The 20354-nt window shown below is 70.9% G+C and carries 15 protein-coding genes; 12 read left to right on the forward strand and 3 right to left on the reverse strand.

All coding sequences use genetic code 11. The features are described from left to right. The first annotated feature begins 26 nt into the window (after positions 1 to 26). The 6 genes from ACGFIO_RS40760 to ACGFIO_RS40785 all read left to right on the forward strand — a co-directional run bounded on the left by ACGFIO_RS40760 (position 27) and on the right by ACGFIO_RS40785 (position 6674). The gene (locus tag ACGFIO_RS40760) at positions 27 to 221 is read left to right on the forward strand and encodes a hypothetical protein (RefSeq protein WP_392835738.1); all 195 of its coding nucleotides are present in this window, start codon (positions 27 to 29) and stop codon (positions 219 to 221) included. A gap of 21 nt (positions 222 to 242) precedes the next feature. Then, on the forward strand, positions 243 to 1190 hold the full coding sequence (locus ACGFIO_RS40765; RefSeq protein WP_392835740.1) for a phytanoyl-CoA dioxygenase family protein: 948 nt from the start codon (positions 243 to 245) through the stop codon (positions 1188 to 1190). Further along, a complete protein-coding gene (locus ACGFIO_RS40770) occupies positions 1187 to 2797 on the forward strand; it encodes a condensation domain-containing protein (protein ID WP_392835742.1) in 1611 nt (536 codons plus the stop codon). The genes ACGFIO_RS40765 and ACGFIO_RS40770 overlap by 4 nt, the downstream gene beginning before the upstream one ends. A 510-nt stretch (positions 2798 to 3307) precedes the next feature. After that, on the forward strand, positions 3308 to 4615 hold the full coding sequence (locus ACGFIO_RS40775) for an MFS transporter (protein WP_392835743.1): 1308 nt from the start codon (positions 3308 to 3310) through the stop codon (positions 4613 to 4615). 227 nt (positions 4616 to 4842) lie between these two features. After that, positions 4843 to 5646 (forward strand): BTAD domain-containing putative transcriptional regulator, encoded by an 804-nt coding sequence (locus ACGFIO_RS40780; RefSeq protein WP_392835745.1) that lies wholly within the window; start codon positions 4843 to 4845, stop codon positions 5644 to 5646. Continuing rightward, on the forward strand, positions 5643 to 6674 hold the full coding sequence (locus tag ACGFIO_RS40785) for an alpha/beta fold hydrolase (RefSeq protein ID WP_392835747.1): 1032 nt from the start codon (positions 5643 to 5645) through the stop codon (positions 6672 to 6674). Before ACGFIO_RS40780 ends, ACGFIO_RS40785 begins: the two co-directional genes overlap by 4 nt. Here ACGFIO_RS40785 and ACGFIO_RS40790 read toward each other — a convergent pair. Together ACGFIO_RS40790 and ACGFIO_RS40795 are read right to left on the reverse strand one after the other, a co-directional pair. Beyond that, positions 6671 to 8779 carry a penicillin acylase family protein gene (locus ACGFIO_RS40790; RefSeq protein WP_392835749.1) on the reverse strand — a complete coding sequence of 703 codons (2109 nt, stop codon included), beginning with the start codon at positions 8777 to 8779 and terminating at the stop codon, positions 6671 to 6673. The genes ACGFIO_RS40785 and ACGFIO_RS40790 overlap by 4 nt on opposite strands. Beyond that, positions 8776 to 10395 carry a condensation domain-containing protein gene (locus ACGFIO_RS40795; protein WP_392835750.1) on the reverse strand — a complete coding sequence of 540 codons (1620 nt, stop codon included), beginning with the start codon at positions 10393 to 10395 and terminating at the stop codon, positions 8776 to 8778. The genes ACGFIO_RS40790 and ACGFIO_RS40795 overlap by 4 nt, the downstream gene beginning before the upstream one ends. A gap of 130 nt (positions 10396 to 10525) precedes the next feature. Here ACGFIO_RS40795 and ACGFIO_RS40800 point away from each other — a divergent pair, with 130 nt between their 5' ends. From ACGFIO_RS40800 to ACGFIO_RS40825, 6 genes are all read left to right on the forward strand, one after another. Continuing rightward, positions 10526 to 11854, forward strand: coding sequence for a condensation domain-containing protein (locus ACGFIO_RS40800; protein ID WP_392835752.1), 1329 nt, complete (start codon positions 10526 to 10528; stop codon positions 11852 to 11854). A gap of 77 nt (positions 11855 to 11931) precedes the next feature. Next, a complete protein-coding gene (locus ACGFIO_RS40805) occupies positions 11932 to 13557 on the forward strand; it encodes a PhpK family radical SAM P-methyltransferase (RefSeq protein ID WP_392835754.1) in 1626 nt (541 codons plus the stop codon). Next, entirely contained in the window at positions 13554 to 15287 is a 1734-nt protein-coding gene (locus ACGFIO_RS40810; protein ID WP_392835756.1) for an amino acid adenylation domain-containing protein, read from the forward strand. The genes ACGFIO_RS40805 and ACGFIO_RS40810 overlap by 4 nt, the downstream gene beginning before the upstream one ends. Positions 15288 to 15327: 40 nt before the next feature. Then, complete coding sequence (locus tag ACGFIO_RS40815; protein WP_392835758.1) at positions 15328 to 16092, forward strand: thioesterase II family protein; 765 nt, start codon at positions 15328 to 15330, stop codon at positions 16090 to 16092. Next, positions 16089 to 17876, forward strand: coding sequence for an amino acid adenylation domain-containing protein (locus ACGFIO_RS40820; RefSeq protein WP_392835761.1), 1788 nt, complete (start codon positions 16089 to 16091; stop codon positions 17874 to 17876). Before ACGFIO_RS40815 ends, ACGFIO_RS40820 begins: the two co-directional genes overlap by 4 nt. Beyond that, the gene (locus tag ACGFIO_RS40825; RefSeq protein WP_392835762.1) at positions 17873 to 19096 is read left to right on the forward strand and encodes a cytochrome P450; all 1224 of its coding nucleotides are present in this window, start codon (positions 17873 to 17875) and stop codon (positions 19094 to 19096) included. Before ACGFIO_RS40820 ends, ACGFIO_RS40825 begins: the two co-directional genes overlap by 4 nt. On the opposite strand, the gene ACGFIO_RS40830 is transcribed toward ACGFIO_RS40825, so the two are convergent. After that, positions 19064 to 20296, reverse strand: coding sequence for a cytochrome P450 (locus tag ACGFIO_RS40830; RefSeq protein ID WP_392835764.1), 1233 nt, complete (start codon positions 20294 to 20296; stop codon positions 19064 to 19066). The genes ACGFIO_RS40825 and ACGFIO_RS40830 overlap by 33 nt on opposite strands. Positions 20297 to 20354: the final 58 nt, after the last annotated feature.

Consider the following 20354-nt stretch of genomic DNA (forward strand, 5'->3'; position numbering starts at 1 on the left):
TCTCGAAGATCACCATCGGAAGGCGGGTGAGCACGGTGCCCAGTTCGTTCTCGAGGTTCGTCAGCGAGGAAGACCTCAACCGCGTACGGGACGAGTTCCTGTCGGCTCTGGCCGACCTTGAGGCCGAGGACCTCGGCGAGGACGACGCGGAGGCCGAGGGCGACGCGGAGGCCTCCGGGCAATGCCCGTACACGGGCGCGCGAAATGCCGATGCCAGCTAACGAGAGGACAGGAGCACGCTGATGGAAGCGAAGTTTCTCGCACCCGACGATCCGGCGATCGGCGAGGCGTTGCGAACCGACGGGGTCGCCTACATACGCGATCTGCTCGATCCGCAACAGATCGTGCGCACCAGGGAGGTGCTCGCCGACTACGAGCACACGGTGCTCCCCAAGATCCGCCGATCGGCCCGGGAGTCCGATGCCCTCGGTCGCCTGGTCATGTACCGCGATGTCGAGCGCTACGACCCGTGGCTCAACAACCTCATCCAGCAGCCGAACCTGATGGGCATGGTGGCGCGGGCGGTCGACTGGGACCCGATCATCTACTACCTGGACGTGTTCCCGAAGCCGGCCGGCGGCAGCGCGATCGACGCGCACCAGGAGCTCTACACCGTGCCGGTGGACCCGCCGCAGCTGCTACACCTGTGGATCCCGCTGGAGGACGTCACGCCGGAGAACGGCAGCATCTCCTTCTACCACGGCACTCACAAGCTCGGGCTGGCGCCGCACCTGGAGCGTCCGGGAGTCGCGCCGACCGTCGACCCCCGCGTGCTGGACCGGCTCGAGGCCATGCGCGTCGAGGTCAACTGTCCCGCGGGCTGGGGCGCCCTGTTCGGTGGCTTCATGGTCCACTGGAGCGGAGCCAACACCAGCGACCGCGACCGCCCGGCCATGACGGTCGGCATCCGTGGCCGCGGCACCAAGATCAAGACAGAGCTCGAGAACATCACCAGCCTGATCGTCCGGGTCTACCGCGAGGAGACCGACCGGACCACGTACGGCTGGAGCGAGGACTTCTTCGAGTCCGGCGGGAACGAGGAGATCGCCCGCCGGGTGCTGGCGAGGATCCACGACGACCATGGCGTCACCGTCCCGCTCGACGAGTTCCAGGAGCGCTGCCGTACGCCCGAGACCATGGCCGCCCGGGTGGTCGAGATGCAGGGTGAACTGGCGCTGGAAAGCCGATGAGCACGTCACCCGCAGCGCCCGCGGTCCCCTCGGCCCGTGCGGAGCCACCCGGCCGCGCGGAGATCGCATCCCGGATCGCGGCGATCTTCGACAGCGTGCTCGGACGTACCGGTACCGGGGTCGGTGACCAGTTCTTCGAGCTCGGCGGTGACTCCCTCACCGGGATGCGGATGCTCACCCGCCTGCACGAGGAGTTCGGCGTCAAGGTGAGGGTGGCCGATCTCTACCGCCACAACACCTCGGCGGAGCTAGCCGACCGATTGCTGACGCTGCGGTCGCGGCCGGACACCTGGCGGCGTTCGCTCGCCTCCACCGCCCGCCGGCGCCGGGGTGAACCGATGCCCCTGGCGCTCGCCCAGGAGGGCTTCTGGGAGATCGAGCGGGCCACCCGCGGCGCCGGCTTCTTCAACAGCGTCCTGTTGATCCAGCTGATCGGCGACGTCGACGCCGATGCCCTGGCCGGCGCCATCGGCGACGTCGTCCGGCGGCAGACGCAGCTGCGGGTCGTCTTCGGCGAAGAGGGCGGCCGCCCGGGTCAGCGCGTGGTGGACGAGCCCCCCGAGATAACCCGGCTCGACCTGCGCCGGCGCGGCGAACGCGCGTTGCGGCGGCTGACCCGGATGGAGTACCTGCGCGGGTTCGACCTCACCGCCCGGCCCGCGGTGCGTTTCACCATGGCGCGCACTGCGGACGACACCTGGGCCGTGGTGCTGGCCGTGCACCACATCGTGTTCGACGCGATGTCCCAGGAGGTCCTGCTCGAGGATCTGGCGGTCGCCTATCGGTGCCGGGCCGGCGACGGTGCGCCGCTCCCGCCGCTGCCCGTCGACTACCTGGACTTCGCCGAGTGGCAGCGCGACACGCTGAGCGGCGACCGGCTCGAGGGTCATCTCGACGCGTTGCGGGACGTGCTGCGTGAGCCCGCCGCCCGGATCGCCCCGGTGGAGCCGGCCGGTCGGTTCACGGCGCGGATCGACGACATCGAGATCCCGGCGGACACCGTGCGGGGCCTGGAGGCCACGGCCGCGCGGCGCAACTCCACCCTGTTCGTGGTCCTGCTGGCCGCGGTCGCCGACTTCACCCGGCGACGCACGGCACAGCGACGGCAGGTGATCACCGTGCAGACGGCCAATCGGAGCCGGCCCGGGAGCGAGGAGACGATCGGCTGCTTCTCGAACATGCTGTGCGTCGGCGTCGATCTGGACGCGGAGGCGCCGGCCGACGAGACGATGACGGTGATGCGCGCCGGCCTGGCGACGGCACTCGAACACGAGGAGATGCCGTTCGACAGTGCTCTGAGCACATGGGAGCGACGGGGCTGGGATCCGGCGGCCCTGGGCCACATGCCGCAGCTCGGCTTCACGCTTCAGCAGGTCGCTGACGACAGCGTCGAGCTTCCGGGGTGCCGGATGATCGCCGAGGCAATCCTCCAGGAGGAGGAGAACTTCGATCCGACCAGCTTTCCGCTCGTCCTCGAGCTCGGCGCCGGCGAGGGCCGTCTCGCCGGCAAGATCCACCACCTCGTGGACATGTGGCCCGGTGACTCCTTTCCGAAAGCCCGGCAGGAGTTGCTGACGACATTCTCCCGCTATTCGACGCTCACGTGACGAATTCGGCCGGCCGGGAATCGCCGGCCGCCTGACGTCAAGACCGGGTGGTTGATTCGAATCAATTCTCGGAATTGTTCATTCTGCGGGCGGAGCATCGTTCGCGAAATTTATACGCAGCTTGCCCGTCGCGCGACGGAAATGCAGCCGTGCTGTTGCCGCTCTCACGCACGACACCATTCCGCGGATGCGTGCACGACGGGCCGGCTGATCTTCCGAACCGGTCATCCGGTCGCGCTGGTGGTTGCGCGGGGCCCCGCTCCGGGCGTCCTCAAACGCACTCTGAGCAGATGTCCAACGAGGTGGGAGGTGCATCGTGGGCCGGGCCCGGTCGCCCGTGAGCGGCGTTGCCGGACGGCCGGCGGTGCCACCCGGGCGGCCGGTGAGGAGGGTCGACGACCGGCTGTCCGCGTGGCCTACGCTGGGCATTCAAGGTCATGAGAGATGACATATCGAAACGTGTTAATTCAGGTCTTCCATGGCGGAGCTTGGCTGAGTTACGCTGCTTGCATGACGATCAAGGGAAAGGTGGAGCGTCGGCGAATTCCCGAAGGACTGGGCGTCAGCGTTTTGCTCCGAGCGATTACTTCCGGCCTCGGTGAGGGCATTTTTCTCGCCGGGAGCATCGTTTTCTTCACGCGATACGTCGGCTTGTCCGGCGCGGAGGTTAGCCTCGGTCTCTCCATCGGTCTCGGTGCCAGCGCGGCCTTCCAGGTGCCGTCCGGAATGATCGCCGACCGCTTCGGTGGGCGACGTACCTGGTTGGTCGCGGTCATCGCGTGCACCGGCCTGTTCGCGCTCTATCCCCTTGTGGACGATTTCGGCGGTTTCGTGACTGTGGTGGTCGCGGAATCCCTTTGTGCCGGGCTGGCGGGAACGGCCGCCGTGCGCTACTTCGGCGACCTGTTCGCCGACGGCGACCGTGCGCGTGGGAGCGCCTGGATCAGATCGGCCCGCAACCTGGGGATGGCCGGCGGAACGGTCGTGGCCGGCGTGCCGCTGGCCATCGACACGCGACCCGCCTACCTGTGGATCGTGTGGTCCTATGTCGCGTGCCTCGCGGTCGAGGCGGTCCTGATCGCGGTGGCGCTGCCCCGTACGGCGGAACACGTCCGCCCGGAGCGGCGGCCCGGACTGCGGCACACCGTCCTGGCCGACCGGCCGTTCGTGGCCGCGGCCCTGCTGAACTCCGTGTTCGTGGCGAACGGTCCGCTGCTGAGCGTCATCACCCCACTGTGGATCCTGGAGAGGACCGATGCCGAACCCGTGGTGATCTCCGCGGTGATGCTGGTCAACATGGGTATCGCGGTGCTGTTCCAGGTACGTGCGAGCCGTAGCGCCGAGGATCTCACCGGAGCGGTCCGGGTGCAGCGCCAGGCGGCCGTGGCCCTGGCGGTCTGCTGTGTCCTGTTTGCGCTGACGGGATGGACACACGCCGCGGTCACCGTCGCGGTGCTCGTCGCCGCGGTGGTGGCGCTGACGGCGGGTGAGCTCCTGGCCAACGCGGCCTCGTGGGGAGTCAGTTACAAACTCGCACCGGACGCGCGCCGGGGTGAGTACCTGTCCGTCTACTCGATGGGGGGTCAGCTGAGCTGGGCCGCTGGGCCGCTGTTGCTCACCTTCCTGGTGATCGAGCACGCCCCGGTGGGCTGGGTGGTGCTGGGCCTCGTGTTCATCATCGCGGGAGTCGCGTCGGGGCCGGTGATCCGCCATGCGGGGCGTACACCCCGCCGCGGCGCGGAAGCGCCGGAGCAGCGCAGCGGCGATCCGGCCGCAGAGCGGTCGCGCGACGTCTCGCCGGCCGGCCAGGGCGAGTGAATTCACGATAGGACGGGTCGCACGTCCCACTCGTCACCGATCTAGAGCTCGAACGGCTCGTCGACGCCTGAGGACGAAGCCGATGACAGTTGCGTGGTGGTGCCCAAAAGCGTCACCCATCGCATGAATCGGAACGGGGAAATGTCATCAGCGACAACAGCAACCCCAGATTTCTGGTCGAAGTCCGCACTCTGGGCCGGTTCGACGTAGTCGTCGAGGGCCGTCCGGTGAACCGGTGGCGGGCCGGGAAAGCCCGCAACCTGCTGCAATATCTCCTCCTGCGCCCAGGCCGGGTGGTGCCGCGCGATGTTCTCTTCGAGGCACTGTGGCCGGAGCTGGACGCCCCGCACGGATCGCTGAAGGTCGCGGTCCACATGCTGCGTAACATCCTCGCCGACGTCAACGCGGCGGCCGGCACGGCGCACTCCGGCATCACGATCCTCACCCAGGAATGCGGGTACTCCCTGGAGACCAGCGACGTGTGGGTCGATTTCCAGGAGTTCGGATCGATGATCCTGCCGCCGCCGGACGACCAGCCTCCGCTGGAGCCGCGCGACCAGGCCGCGAAGCTTCGTGGGGCGATCGAGCTGTACCAGGGCGACTTCCTGCCCGGAGTCACGATGCCGTGGGCCGAACCGCAACGGGAATGGCTGCGCAGCCTGGCCCTCTCCGCCCTGCACCGCCTGGTCGCGGTCGCTGTCGAGGAGGGTGACGATCTCCAGGTTCTCGACTACTGCCACAAGCTCCTGGACATCGACTCGCTGCACGAGGAGACCTACCGCACTCTGATCGGGCTGTACGGTCAGCTCGGACAGCTCGGCCAGGCCCACCGCTGGTACCAGCTGTGCGCCTCACGTCTTCGCGACGTGGTCGGCATCGGGCCGAGCGAGGCCACCCGGGTGATCTACCGGAAGGCGGTCAGCGGGGAGTTGTTCGGCATGGCGCAGAGCGGTAGCGGCACCACCCCATTGCAGGCGATGTACCTCCGGCTTCGGCAGCTGGGCATGGTGTACGCCGGGCACCGGCCATGAGCGGGCCGGCCGCCGGGCCGCGCTCACCGCAGATGGAGGCGCTCTGCCGCCTCTTCGCGGAGGTCCTCGGTGTCGACCGGGTGGGCGTGGACGACGACTTCTTCGGCGCCGGCGGCAACTCCCTCGACGTCGTCCGGCTCGTCGGCCGGATCCGCGTCACGTTCGGCGTCCGGATCGGAACCGACGCGGTGTTCCGTCATCCCACCGTCCGGGGTGTCGCCGGGCAGCTCTCCATCGACAGCCAGGGCGAGGACTCGCTGGACCCGGTGCTGGTGCTCCGGCCGCACGGCGGTCTGCCACCGCTCTTCTGCGTCCACCCGGGCGGCGGGATGAGCTGGTGCTACACCGGACTGCTGGGCGTGCTCGACGCCGACCGGCCGGTCATGGCCCTGCAGGCCCGCGGCCTCCGGACCGGGGACACCCTCGTCCAGGGCGGGGTCGGCGCGATGGCCGACGACTTCCTGACCCTGATCCGTGAGGTTCAACCCGAGGGCCCTTACCACCTGCTCGGCTGGTCCTTCGGCGGCACCCTCGCGCATGCCATCGCCGCCCGGATGCAGGAGGCGGGGCAGAAGGTCGGCATGTTGGCGGTGATGGACGCCGAGCCGACCGCGGCCGAGGGCCCGGAGCGGACGCCGACCGTACGCGAGCTGCTGATCAGCCTGCTCCAGGAGTTCGGGTACGACCTCCGCGACATCGCGAACGTGCCGTTGCGCCCCGACCGGGTCATCGCACTGCTCCGCCGGGAGAACAGTGCGATGGCCTACGTCGAGCCGGCGACGGTCAACGCCGTCATGGAGGTCTACGCGAACAACCTTCGGGCCGTCTCCGGACATCGGCCCCCGCTGTTCCACGGTGATCTCGAGTTCTTCTACGCCGCCGAGGAGCCGGCGGTGGACGCGGGCCGGTGGTCGCCGTTCGTCACCGGTGAGATCCGGCCGCATCCGCTCGCCTGCACGCATCGCACCATCGCCCAACCCGGACCGATGGCCGCGATCGCCCGGGTGCTCGACGACCTGCTCGGCTAGCCGGCGGCCGGGGGCAGCAGCGGTTGCCCCCGGCCGCCGGCCCAGTCGCGAATCGCGGCGGCGGTGTCCTCGGCCTCTCGCGATCCGCCCGGGATCGACAGGCTGCCCACGTCCGGCCGGCCGGGAACGGCGACGAGCCGCATCGCCGCGCCGAAGTCCGGCTGGGCGACCCGGACCGATTCGGCGCATCCGGCCAGGGCGATGCCGACGACCTGCGGCGGATACGCGGCAAGGGGAGCGAGCGTGAGCCGGTTCAGCTCGCCCCAGCGAGGCAGCCGGTCGAGCCCGGTCTCGCGGAGCAGCGCCCGGCGGGCGATCAGCAACTGCCCAACCACGAATTCCCGCCCGTTGCGCCAGGGAGCCGGCACCAGCCCGTCGGCCAGCCCGCCGATCAGCTGCCGGAGAGGTCCTTCGGCGCCCGCGAAGCAATAGCTGAACCGGGGGTCCAGTCGCCGGGCGGGGCGGGTGGCCGCGGCAATCAGATCCTCGCGCATCAGGTCCCGGAAGAGCGTCAGCAGGGCCAGGCCGCGCTCGCCGGCGTCGGCGGTACCACCCCACGCCGTGACGTCGGCCCGGATCTCGCGGAGCGCCTCGGTCCGGGGAGCCGCGGGCAGCTGTCGCAGAGCCAGCGCGCGATAGAACTCGAAGAGGGAGGCCTCGGTGTCCAGTTGCAGGGCGAGGGATCCGGCGACACCGACCTCGGCGCCGGCCAGCCGATCGGCCACCCGCCGGGCACGGACACCGCTCGGCAGGTTCCACGCGATTCCCGCGGCCCGCACCTCGGCGCTGCCGTTGTTGCAGTTGATCACGGTGCCGGATCCGGGATCGGCGACCCGTGGCAGGTCGCCGGGCGCGACCCGCGGAGCGTGAACCGGCTCGGCGGTCGAGGAGAAGCCGCGCGAACCGACGGCCGGCCGGGACGGGAACCGGCCGCCCACGGTCCAGCCGACCCGACCAGCGGCATCGGCCAGCACCGCGTTGACCGGGGGCAGGCCGCTCCGGTTGACGATCGCCATGGCGCTGTCCAGGTCGGACGCGCGGTAGAGGTCGAGCAGCCCGAGATCCAGGGCCGCCGGGTCGAGCAGCGTCGAGGTGAAGGCCACCGGTTCGCCCGCCAGCGGTTCGGTCAGTGGTCCCCAGGGGCTGTCCGCGACCTCAAGACGCACCGGCGGGCCGCCCCGGACCTCGATGGTCTCCTCGCGGACCTGCACCCGGCGCGCCTCGTCGGCACTCAACGGCCGCAGATCGGCGTTGTCCGCGGGCAGCCGGGTCAGGCCCCAGGCCACCCTGCCGTTGCTGCCCGCGACCAGGGCCGGCAGGCCGGGAACGGTGACGCCGCAGGCGTATCCACCGCCGACCACCATTCGTGCCGGGTACATCAGTGGCGGATCGGTGAGCTGCAGGTGCATGTCGTTGGCGAGCACGGCGCCGGTAGCGGTCCGCACGGCCCACGCATTGCTTCCGGCCGGCCGGGCGCCGACCACGACGCGGTCCTGGCCGGAGCCGGGCGGCTCCTGGAACAGCGCCCGCAGCTGGGTCACCGGCATCGGAGCGCTCGCGTGGGCGATGGACCGGCCGTCCGGCCCGGTCGCGTACTCGTCGGCGCCGTCCAGCAGGAAGGCGGCCACCTCGGGCGGCAGCGACCGGCGCATCACCTCGGTCATGCGCAGCTCGGAGCCGTCGGAACCCATCGACTGGAACAACACCTGTGCCACCTGGAGGGTGTCGGCGGCGGACCAGGTCATCGGCGAGCCGCGGTGCCGCAGACCGGCCCGGACGCCCCGTACGAACGCGTCGAGCGTGGTGGCCTGGCCGGCCGGGAGCAGCGCCACGGATCGCTGTGCGACCGCGGTCAGCCCGAGCCGGCGTTGCCGCACGTCGGCCTCCACAGCGGCCGGGCCGACCAGCTGGGCGAGGGTTCCGCTCGCGGTACGGCGCAGGAAGTCCATCTGCCCGGCGCGGTCGATCGCCATCTGGAAACCCAGCCCGAGCACCGCGCCGTCCCAGTCCTCGGCCCTGATCACGGTCCCGGCGTCCGGTCGGTGGGTGATGACGGCGCGAAGCCCGCCGGCCCGCACCTCCTGCGAAGTCGCCGCCGTGGTCATGCGCCCGGCCTGATCGGTTCCTCGGGCGCGTTCGCGAAGCGGGTCAGCACGTCGCGGGTCGCGTCGAGCAGGGCGCCGGCGTCCTCCCGTTCCCGCGGGTCGTCGACGCACTCGATCGTCAGCGACATGCGTCCGTCCGCCTGGACCAGGGCGGTCAACGTGCGCCGCGGACCCAGCAGTGGCACCCGCAGCAGCTCGCTGAGGTCGATGTCGACGTTCAGCGGCAACCGGCCGGGCCGGTTCATCCGGTAGATCCGCTCGAAGTCGACAACCACGTCGACGAGGTCGGCCGGCGTCACGCCGAGCTCGTCGGTCGGCTCGGCCAGCAGGCTCTCCAGCGGGAGATGGGTCCAGCGGCGGGCGGCCAGACGGCTGTCCTGGGTGCGGCCGATGATATCCCGGGGTGTCGGGGCGCCGGACACGTCGACCGACATCAGGCTGCTGAGCGCGAACGAGCCGACTGTGTGCTCCATGTCCGCGTGACGGTTGTCGAGCATGATCCCGATGCCGGCTCGCTCACGCCGGTGCAGCCGGCCGACCGCCACCGCCGCCGCGGCGGCGACGCTGCTGAACTCGGTCAGGCCCTCCGCCGCCGCCCAGGTCCGCAGCCGATGGGTTTCGGTAATGGGCAGCTGCACGCTGAACCTCACGTAGGAGGCGGAGAGCGCCGAGCCGGACATCGCCGGTTCGGCGAGGTTCTCGGCCAGGTCCCGCACCACACCGCGCCAGTGGTCACCGGACTCGTCGATCATTTGCTCGTGGTGGTCCCGTTGCCAGCGGCAGTAGTCCAGGTGGCTGGGCTCGTCCGGCCGCGGCGAGCCGAGCGGCCGGCCGGCGCACGCCGCGGCCAGGTCGTCCAGCAGGAACCCAACGCAGTTGCCGTCGGCGGCCGCGTGGTGCAGGTGCAGGACGAGGACATCGGGCTCATCGCCGTTCCGGAAGATCCGGCATCGGACCAGAGGGCCCGTGACCAGGTCGAACGGAAGTAAATGGTCGCGCATGACGCGGCTCCGCAGCAGCGCGGTCCGCCGCCGGGAATCCAGCCCGCTGAGGTCGGTCTCGGTGCAGCTCAACGGGGCCAGGTCAGCGATCGGCAGCACCACCTGCTCGGACCCGGCCGGTTCGCCGCGGAACACGGTACGCAGGGCCGGGTGCCGGCGTACGAGATCGTCGAGAGCCGCCTGGAGGGTCTCGAGCGCCAGCGGGGCGCCGACCTTCACCACGGCCACCATGTTGTTGACCGGCAGGCCCAGCGCCTGCTCCAGGCGCAGATACTCCTGCTGCTGCAGCGACAGCGGCCCGCGGCTCAGCCCCTGTGGAACGAGTTTCGGCAACGACGGGCCCCGCTCGTCGTATCGCAGCGCCGCGGTCACGAAGTCCCTGAAGACCGGATGATCGAAGATCAGTTGCAACGGGATGATAGTGCCGAGGCACTTCTCGCACTGGGCGATGAGCAGCGCGGCCAGCATGGAGTGGCCACCGAGCTCGAAGAAGTTCGAGTCGTCGTCCACCTCGCCGACCTCGAGAACGGTGCGCCACACCTCGGCCAGGGCAGCGGTCACGCCGCCGCTGGCGCCGGTTTCGGCGATCGATGCGGTTCCCCGGGCTTCTGTCACCGGCGGAGCAGACCACGGACGCGTACGCGGTGGGTTATCCACCGGTTATCCGGGATCGTTCGCGTTCCGGTCATAACCGTCCGGCAACCCCGCCGGGTGACGCTGGCGGACCGCCGGAAGGAGACCCGGAATGCGCAGTCACGTCAACGGTGAGGTGCCGTCCGCCACCACGGCACCACCCGTGACACTCACCGCCACACAGGAGGGCATGTGGATCGCCGAGCGGCTCCGGCCCGGGCGGTCCGGGTACCACGACGCGGTGACGCTGCATCTGAGCGGTCCGCTGGACGCCGGCCGGCTGCGTGCCGCCTTCCTGGACTGCCATCAGCGGCACGACGCGCTCCGGCTGCGGATCCACGACGACGGCGCCGCCCCGCGGCAGAGTTTCGACGCACCGCCGCCGGCCTGGCACGAGCACGACCTCAGAGGCCTGGCCGGCGCTCGCCAGACGGCCGACTGCCGCCGGCGCTTCGCGCTGGACTGCACGGCTCCCTTCGACCTGGTGACCGGGCCGCTGTGGCGGGCCCGGCTGCTGCGACTCGGTGACCGTGAGCACCGGCTGACGATCGTGCTGCATCACCTGATGACCGACGGGTGGTCGCACGGCGTCTTCCTGCGCACGCTGATCTCCCGGTACGCGACGCGGCTGCACGGCGCCGGTGCTCCGGCCTCGCCCGCGTCGTCCTTCCGATCGTGGGTGCGGCGGCGGGTCGAGGCGGAGAATGCTCCCGGGGTGGCGGAGCGGGCCCGGGAGGCGGCCGCCGAGCTGTCCGGGGTGCCGCGGCGGATCGCGCTGCCCGGCCTGACCGGCGCCACCGGGCTCCGCGGCGCCGTCCGGGCTCTGGACCTGGAACCAGGTGACCTGGCCGACTTCAACGCGGCCTGCGCGGCGGCGGGTGTGTCCCGCTTCATGGCGATGACGAGCCTGCTCGCCCTGCAGATCAGCCGGCTGTCCGGCGCCGTGGAGCTGATGGTCGCCGCACCCGTCGCCGATCGGCTCACCCCGGAGGCGGCGCAGGTGCTCGGATGCACGATCAACACCGTCCCGATCAGATTCGGTGCGGCCGCATCGCCGAAGGACGCGGTCCTGGCCGGTCGTGTCTCGGTGGTGCGGGCGCTGCGACTGTTGGATGTGCCGTACCGCGACGTCATCCGGGCCGCCGAGCCCTCGACCGGGATGTCGTCGGCCGACCCGTTGACGAACGTCTCCTGCGAGGAGTTCAACTCGCCGCGCGGCACCTGGAAGGTCGGCCCCCTGACCGTGACCGCGCTGCCGCGCGGGGAGTTCCAGACCAGGCACGATCTGACGTTGAGCGTGCCGCACAGCGCGGCCGAGGCCCCGGAGATGATCTATCCGGTACGCCGATGGCAGCCGGACGCGATCGCCGGGATCACCGGCGGACTGGCCGATCTGGTCCGGGCCTTCGGCCGGCCGGCGCGGCGGCCGCCGGCGGTATAACCAGCTTCTAACCCTTTGCTTCTACCGTCGTGGCACAGCGACGCGCCGTGACTTCTCGGCGGGGGAGGTGGGCCCTGATGGTTGCACTCGACTGCGTGGTGATCGGCTACAACAGCGGCGACTTCGACGACTACCGCCTCATGTGCGAGCGGGCTGGCGCCGACTCGCCGGAGATGCAGATCTACCGCAAGGAGCACATGGTGGTGGACGGTGCTCCGATGAGCTGGATGGACGCGTTCAGCGTGCTCCGGGCCAGGACGAGCGGTCGCCGGGACAGGTACCACGTCGGCGAGGTGTACAACCTGGCCTCCCTCTACCTCTGCAGCAACCTCCGGCGGCACGGCCTCCGCGCCGATTCGGTGTCGCTGTTCGACGCCGAGCAGGACCGGCTGATCGAGCTGCTGGCCACCGGTCCGGCCGTGGTGGCCGTGACGACCACGTTCTATGTGAACATCCTGCCCGTCCTGCCGATCGTCGAACTCGTCCGGGCCCATTCGCCGGGCAGCCACATCGTGGTCGGCGGGCCCCTGATCGACAATCTGTGCCGGGACGGCGTCACCGAGCAGGCCGGGGACTTCCTCTCGGCGATCGGCGCCGACTCGTACGTCCAGGAGTCGCAGGGCGAGGGCGCGCTCGTCGCGCTGTGCCAGGCGGTCCGGTCCGGTGGCGACCTGAACGCCGTGGACAATCTGATCCGGTGTCCCGGCGGCCGCTGGGAGATCAGCCGGCGGCGGCCAGAGAACAACGACATGGACGCGTGCTCCATCGACTGGGCCGGCTTCGATCCGAGGTCCATCGGGCCGACCGCCCAGATGCGTACGGCTCGCAGCTGCGCCTTCAAATGCAGCTTCTGCGACTACCCGTCCCGGGCCGGCGCCCTGACGTCGGCCTCGATCGGCACCGTGATGCGGGAGCTGCGGCAACTGACCGAGATCGGGGTGCGCAACGTCGTCTTCGTCGACGACACGTTCAACGTGCCCCCGAAACGGTTCAAGCAGCTCTGCCAGATGATGATCGACGAGAAGTTCGACCTCAACTGGTACTCCTACTTCCGATGCTCCAACGCGCGGGACGAGGAGGCGTTCGACCTCGCCGCGGCGAGCGGATGCCGGGGGGTGTTCCTGGGCATCGAGTCCGGTGACGACACGGTGCTGCGATCGATGCAGAAGAAGGCCCAGGACGACCAGTACCGCACCGGCATCCGGCGGCTCAAGGAACGCGGGATCACGACGTTCGCCTCGGTGCTGGTGGGCTTTCCGACGGAGACCGAGCGGACCGTCCGCAACACCATCGACTTCCTCAACGAGACCGCGCCCGACTTCTGGCGCGCACAGGCCTGGTGGGCCAACCCCCGGTCGCCGGTGTACCTCAACACCGAGTTGTACGGCATCAGGGGCGAGGGATACAGCTGGTCACACTCCACGATGACCTCGGCGGAGGCGGCGGCGCAGACCGACGTCATGTTCGACCAGGTCACCGAGTCGATCTGGCTGCCGTTGTACGACTTCGATTTCTGGTCGCTGCCCTATCTACAGGGCAAGGGCCTGAACACCGAACAGCTGAAACCCCTGTTGCGGATCAGCCAGAAGATCATGAGCCGCCGTGACCGGGGAGCCCCGCCGGAGGAACTACGTGCCCTCGAGGCCGACTTCGCGTCCGGGGTCGCCGCGCTGGACATGGCCGCCGCGAGATTCGCGTTGTGAACGCGGCCCCGGCGCCCGTGCGCCTCTGTGCCCGCTTCGAGCAGGCGGTGGCCCGGGCGCCGGAGCGCACGGCCCTGATCGCCCAGTCCGGGTCGCTGACGTTCGCCGAACTCGAGGACGCCTCGGCCCGGGTCGCGGCGAACCTGCTGGCCCGGGGCCTCGGCTCGGGTGCCCTGGTCGGCCTGCACCTGGAACGGGACATCAACCTGGTGGTGGCACTTCTCGGCGTGCTCCGGGCGGGCGCCGCCTACGTGCCGCTGGACCCGGCGCTTCCCCCGGAACGCCTCGACCACATGGTGCGGGACAGCGGTGCGCGGCTGGTGCTGACCGGCACCCCGCGGGCCCGGCCGGCGCCGCCGGGCGTGGACGTCTCCACGGTCGCGGAGGTCACCGGGGCGGCGAAGGTCGCTTCGCGGGTGTGCCCGCCCGGCGAGCTGGCGTACGTCATCTACACGTCCGGATCCACCGGCCGGCCCAAGGGCGTCGAGATCACCTGCCGCTCGCTGGAGGCGCTGCTGGAGACGTTGGAGGCGGACGTCTACTCGGACCCGCCGGCCCTCGTGGTGGGCTGGAACGCCAGCGTGTCGTTCGACGCTTCGGTCCAACAGTGGCTGCGCCTGTTCCGCGGGGACACGGTGGTGCTGCTCGACGAGCGGACCAGGACCGACCCGGAGGCGATCATGCGGCTGATCGACGAGGCCGGGATCGGCGAACTGGATGTCAGCCCCTCACATCTGACGACGTTCCTGGACCGGCTCGAGGCCGCCGAGCTCGGCCGGCCGCTGCGGCTGCTGATCGGCGGCGAGCCGATCGGCGAGGCGCTGTGGAAACGGCTCGTTGTTCTCGCGGAGGGCGGCACGGTGTCGGCCGTGAACCTCTACGGACCCACGGAGTGCACCGTCGAGGTGACGGCGGCGCCCATCAGCACCGGGGGACCGCCCCATCTCGGCGCCGGTCTCGGCGACACCGTCCTGCATGTGCTCGACGAGGAGCTGTGCCCGGCCGACGACGGTGAACTGTACGTCGCCGGACCCAGCCTGGGCCGCGGTTATCGCGCCCGTCCGGGGCTGACGGCCGAGCGATTCGTGGCGTCGGTGGACGGTGGCGGCGCTCGGATGTACCGGACCGGGGACATGGTGCGCCGCGTCGGCGGGCGGCTGGAGTACGTGGGACGCGACGACGGTCAGGTCAAGCTGCGCGGGTACCGGATCGAGACGGGCGAGGTCGAGGCGGTGCTGGAGCGGTGCCCAGGGGTCGGTCGCGTGATCGTACGGCTGGAACCGGACGCCGCCGGGGAAGCGGCCCTGGTGGCCTATTACCAGGGCGCCGGCCTCGGCGCCGACCGGCTCCGTGCGGCGGCGGGCCGCATTCTTCCCGCGTACATGATCCCCTCGGTCTTCGTGCCGGTCGATCGCATGCCGCTCACGATCAACGGGAAGGTCGATCGGGAGGCGCTGGCCGCCTTGCGGAACAGGCCCGGCCAGCCGGCCGCACCGGCCGGCGCGGAGATGACGGCCACTGAGCGGTCGGTCGGAGCCATCTGGTGCGACCTGCTGGGTGTGGAACGGGTCGGACCGGACACGGACTTCTTCGACATCGGCGGCCAGTCCGTTCTGGCGATCCGGATGGCGGCCCGGCTGCGTGCCCACCTGGGGCGCCCGGTCCCGATGGTGACCGTGTTCGAGCACCCGACGCTGCGCCGCCTGTGCGCATATCTCGACGGCAACTGAGAGGGCCGGGAATCGCATGCCGCAACCGAACCGATGGCTTGTGCAGCAACCGCGGGACGACGCCGCGGCGCGCGTCTTCTGCCTGCCCTTCGCCGGCACCGGCGCCGGGCTGCTGCGTCAGTGGCCCCAACGGGTCGGATCGGTGGAGCTGTGCCGGGTTCAGCTGCCGGGCCGGGAGAACCGCATCCGCGAGGAGCCGTTCGCCGATTTCGCCGATTTCGCCGTCGCGGCCGCGGAGGGCCTCACGCCGTACCTCGACAAGCCGTACGCCCTGTTCGGGCACTGCATGGGCGCGTTGCTCGCCCACCGGCTGGCGGTCGCCCTGCGCGGCCTTGCGGTGCCCGGACCGTCGCGCCTTATCGTGTCGTCTTCACTGCCCCCGCATCTGCATCCGGACCAGCGGTACCGGCCGCCCGCCCCGGGCGCGGAGGGCATCTATCACCCCTCGATGACCGACGCGGACCTGGCCGACGAGATGCGGCGGGTGGCTCGCGCCCAGAGCCACACCGGTATCGACCCGGAGCTGCTGCCGCTGGCGGTCCGCGTCCTGCGCCGCGACCTCGACATGTGCTTCCGGTACGCGCCGGCGCGGGCCGAACCGCCCGGGTGCCCCATCACCGCCATCGGCTGGAGCCGGGACCCCGATGTCGCCCCGGCCGAGATGACGGCCTGGGAGCCCTACGGCCGGGTCGACCACCACACGATCGACGGCGACAAGCTCACCTTCGTCCGCGCGCCGCGGGCACTGATGAACGTCCTCGCCGAATGCCTGGACACAGCCACCGAACGTCAGGAGCGGACATGACCGCGAGCCTCAGCGGGGAAGTCCCGCAGACCCTCGACGGACTCTTGCGTGACGCTGCCCGCCGGCATGCCGCGGCACCGGCGGTCAGCTGCGGCAGCCAGGCGTTGACCTACGCCGAGCTGCTTCGTCGTGGCCTGTCGCTGGCCGCCCGGCTGAGCGCGGACGGACCGCAGCGGGACCGGCGGATCGGCATCCAGATGCCTCGTTCGAGCGAGCTGATCGTGGCGGTGATGGGCGTGGTGCTCGCCGGTGCGGCGTACGTGCCGGTGGACGATCAGTATCCGGCCGCGCGGCGTACCCAGCTGCTGAGCGACGCTGAGCTGGACCTGGTCATCACCGCTCCGGGATGGTCGCGACGACTCGACGGCCTCGGCCTGCCGGTCCTGGAGTGGGACAGCGCCACCGGCGACGACCGGCCGGCCGTCGAGCCCCCGGCCGCCGAGCCGGCCGACGCCGCGTGTCTCCTGTTCACTTCCGGATCCACCGGCACGCCCAAGGGTGTCGTCCTGGAACACCGGCAGATGGCGGCGTTCGCCATGGATCCCGCCATCCCTCCGCTCGGTCCGGGCGATCGGGTCGGCCAGGCGGCCAGCGTCTCGTTCGACACCTTCACCTTCGAGGTGTGGCGCGCCGTCGCGACGGGGGCGGAGATCGTGGTGATCCCGGCGATGGCCGAGCTGATCGAGCGGGACATGCAACGCGAGCTGCGCCGGCGGCGCATCACCGCGATGCTCGCGCCGGCCACCGTCCTGAACCAGGTCGTGCTCCATGACCGGGAGGCGTTCTCGTCGCTGCGGCTGCTCTGCTCGGGCGGCGATGTGCTGCTACCGGCGACCACCCGGGAGCTGCGGGCCGGCGGCTACACCGGCGCCCTCTACAACCTGTACGGCCCCACGGAGTGCGCGGTGGCCTGCTCCGGTTACCCCGTGGGGGAGCACGGGCACGACGCCGACTCGGTACCCATCGGGTTCCCGCTGGCCGGCACGCGGCTCCACGTCCTCGACGACCGGCTGCGCCCCGTTCCGCGGGACGGCACGGGCCAGCTCTACGTCGCGGGCGCCGGGGTCGGGCGAGGCTACTTCCGGCAGCCGGGTCTCACCGCGGGCGCGTTCGTCGCCGATCCGTTCGCCGGCGACGGCAGCCGGATGTACGCCACCGGGGACCGGGTGGCGTACGCCGAGGACGGCGCACTGCGGTTCCTCGGCCGTGCTGACGGCCAGGTCAAGGTCAGCGGGCACCGGGTCGAGCCGGCCGAGATCGAGCGGCTGCTCTGCGGGCTCGACGGTGTGCGGGCCGCGGTCGTCGTGGCGACCGGCCCGTCCGCCGGCCGACGGCTGGTGGCGTTCGTCGTCGCCGGTGAATCGGGTCTGCTGTTGCGTGAGCTCCGCGCCACGCTGGCCGCTCGCGTCCCGGCCTACCTGGTGCCGTCCGAGTTCGCGGTGATCGAGCAGATCCCGGTCGACGCGCACGGAAAGCGCGACGGCGCCCGCCTGCGGGAGATGCTCGAGGAACGGGCGGCGGCCCGCAGCGACTTCCGGCCGCCCCGGACCGAGACCGAGAAGTGGCTGGTCGACGCGTGGGAGGACCTGCTGGCGCGGGAGGCGATCGGCGCCGGCGACGACTTCTTCGCGCTCGGTGGTCACTCGATCCTCGCCGTCCGGCTGCGCATGGCGATCCAGCGTGACTTCGGTGTGCTGGTCGCGCCCGAGGCCCTCTTCGAGAACAGCGTGCTGACCGATCAGGCCACGATGCTGGACTCCTGCCTGGAAGGGGCCGTGCGGTGACCCTCACCCCGGCGCTCGGTATCGACCTGACGGATCTCGACCTCTTCACCGGCGGTGACATCCACGCCGTGTTCGCCCGGCTGCGGCGCGACTCCCCGGTGTACTGGAACGAGAGCGGTGACGGCGGCGGCTTCTGGGCCCTGACGCGGTACGACGACGTGGCCGCCGCGTACAACGACGCCGCCCGGCTCTCCTCGCGCTACGGAACCGTACTCGGTGGCTCCTACCGGCGTCAGGCCGACTCGGCGGGCGGCCAGATGCTCATCGCGTCGGACTCGCCCCGGCACCGTCTCATGCGCCGGCAGGTGCACCGTGCTTTCCTCCCCGGCCTGCTCGAACGTGCCGGGGAGGTGGTCCGCCGGTACCTGGCGGCCGCGCTCGACCAGGCCCATGAGGCCGGCCGGGCCGACTTCGCCGAGGTCGCGCTGGAGCTGCCCCGGGGCCTGCTGGCAGCCATGTTCGGCCTGGGCCGGGACGAGGCGACGCACCTGCTGACGCTCACCCGACGCATGATCGGTCACCGGGACCCGTACTACGTACCTGAGGACGGCAGCGGTCTCGCCCTGGTCGCGGCCCAGGTCGAGATCTTCGACATGATGAGCGCGCTGATGGCCGAGCGCCGCCGCCGGCCCGGCGCTGACCTGGTCAGCATCCTGGTCGGGGCGCGGCTCAACGGGCGGCCGATGACGGACCGGGAGATTCTCTACAACTGCCTGAACGTGGCCGTCGGCGGTGACGAGACTACGCCGTTCACCGCCGCGGCCGCGGTCGAGACGTTCATGGCCCATCCGGCCGAGTTCGACCGCCTCCTCGCCGATCCGGGACTGGTCGACACCGCGCTGCACGAGATCTTCCGATGGACCTCCACCAACGCGTACGTGCAGCGCACAGCCCTGACCGACCTGCGGATCGGAGGACAGCAGATCGCCGCCGGTCAGGCTGTCACGCTATGGAACGTGTCGGCGAACTTCGACGAAGACGCGTTCGCCCGGCCCGAGGTGTTCGATGTCGGGCGCACTCTCAACCGGCATCTGGCGTTCGGTAGCGGGCCGCACCGGTGCATCGGGCTGAACGCCGCCTGGCTGGAGATCCGGATCATGCTGGAGGAGCTCATCGCCCGGCGGTTGCGGTTCACACCGGCCGGCCCGTCGCGCCGGCTGCGCTCCAACTTCATGCTCGGTCCGACCTCACTGCCGGTACGGGTGCAGGCGCACGGGTAGGCGGCTGTAGCCGCCCAGGAAGTTGGAGAACACCGGGCTGGGTACGTCCAGCAGCTCGACCCGGGCGACCATGTCGCGCAGCGTACGGAGCGTGGCCGCGATCTCCAGCCGGGCCAGGTGCGCCCCGAGGCAGTAATGGGTGCCGGCCGCGAAGGTGAGATGGCGGTTGCCGGTGCGCCCGATCCGGAACTCGCCGGGCCGGTCGAAGACGCTCGCGTCGCGGTTGGCGGCGACGTTCCACAGGGTGACGATGTCGCCCTCGCGGATGCGCTCGCCGCGCCAGTCGACGTCGGCCCGCGCGATCCGCGCCTGGTGCATCGAGGGGGTCGTCCACCGCAGGATCTCCTCGACGGCGTCGTCGATGCTCACGCGTCCGCTGCGCAGCTCGGACAGGGCGTCCTCGTGCTGGGCGAAGGCGAGGGCGGCGCCGACGATGCCGAGCCGGGTGGTCTCGTCGCCGCCGAGGATCAGGCTGTAGCAGTTGAAGATGATCTCGTCTGAGGCGAGCCGGCGGCCGCGGATGTCCGCCTGGACCAGCATCGTCACGACGTCGTCGACCGGCACGGCCCGCCGCTGCTCGGCCAGCTGGGCGAAGTAGAAGAGAATCTCGTTCTTGGCCCGCCAGGCGTCCACCGCGGTCGCCGTCGGGCTCTCCGAGCCGACCGACGAGGACGTGTGCTCGAGGATGAACCGCTGGTCGGCCTCGGACACCCCGAGCAGGTCACAGATGGCCTGCAACGGGATCGCGGCCGCGACGTCGCGGGCGAAGTCGCAGCGCGGCCGCTCCAGCGCGTCGGCGACGAGGCCGCGCACCGCGGCCTCGACACGCCGGCCGGTGGCCGCTAGCGCCTCGGGAGTGAACCCCTTCATCAGCACCCGGCGGACCTCGGCGTGGTACTGCCCGTCCGATACCGACACCATCCGGCCGCCCGCCGAGTCCCCGCCGTCCAGCATCACGTCGAGCACGTTGCCGCCGGCGGAGCTGAACGTAGCCGGATCCCGGTACACGGCCGAGACATCACTGTGCCGGGTCATAACCCAGAATCCGGTGTCCCGGCTCTTTGGCGGATGCCACAGGATGCCGCTCCGCGTCCGCAGCTCGTCCCAGACGGGATCGAGGTCGTACCGGGCGTGCAGATGTGGGTCCGCGAGGTCGGCCGCGTCCACCATGTGCGGCCCGGCCGCCAGTTGCGCCTTCACATCGCAGACGCTGGCGCACCGGGGTTGCCCGGCGGTTACGACGAACCGGCGCGTTACC

The sequence above is a fragment of the Actinoplanes sp. NPDC049265 genome (assembly GCF_043197135.1).
Lineage (GTDB): Bacteria > Actinomycetota > Actinomycetes > Mycobacteriales > Micromonosporaceae > Actinoplanes.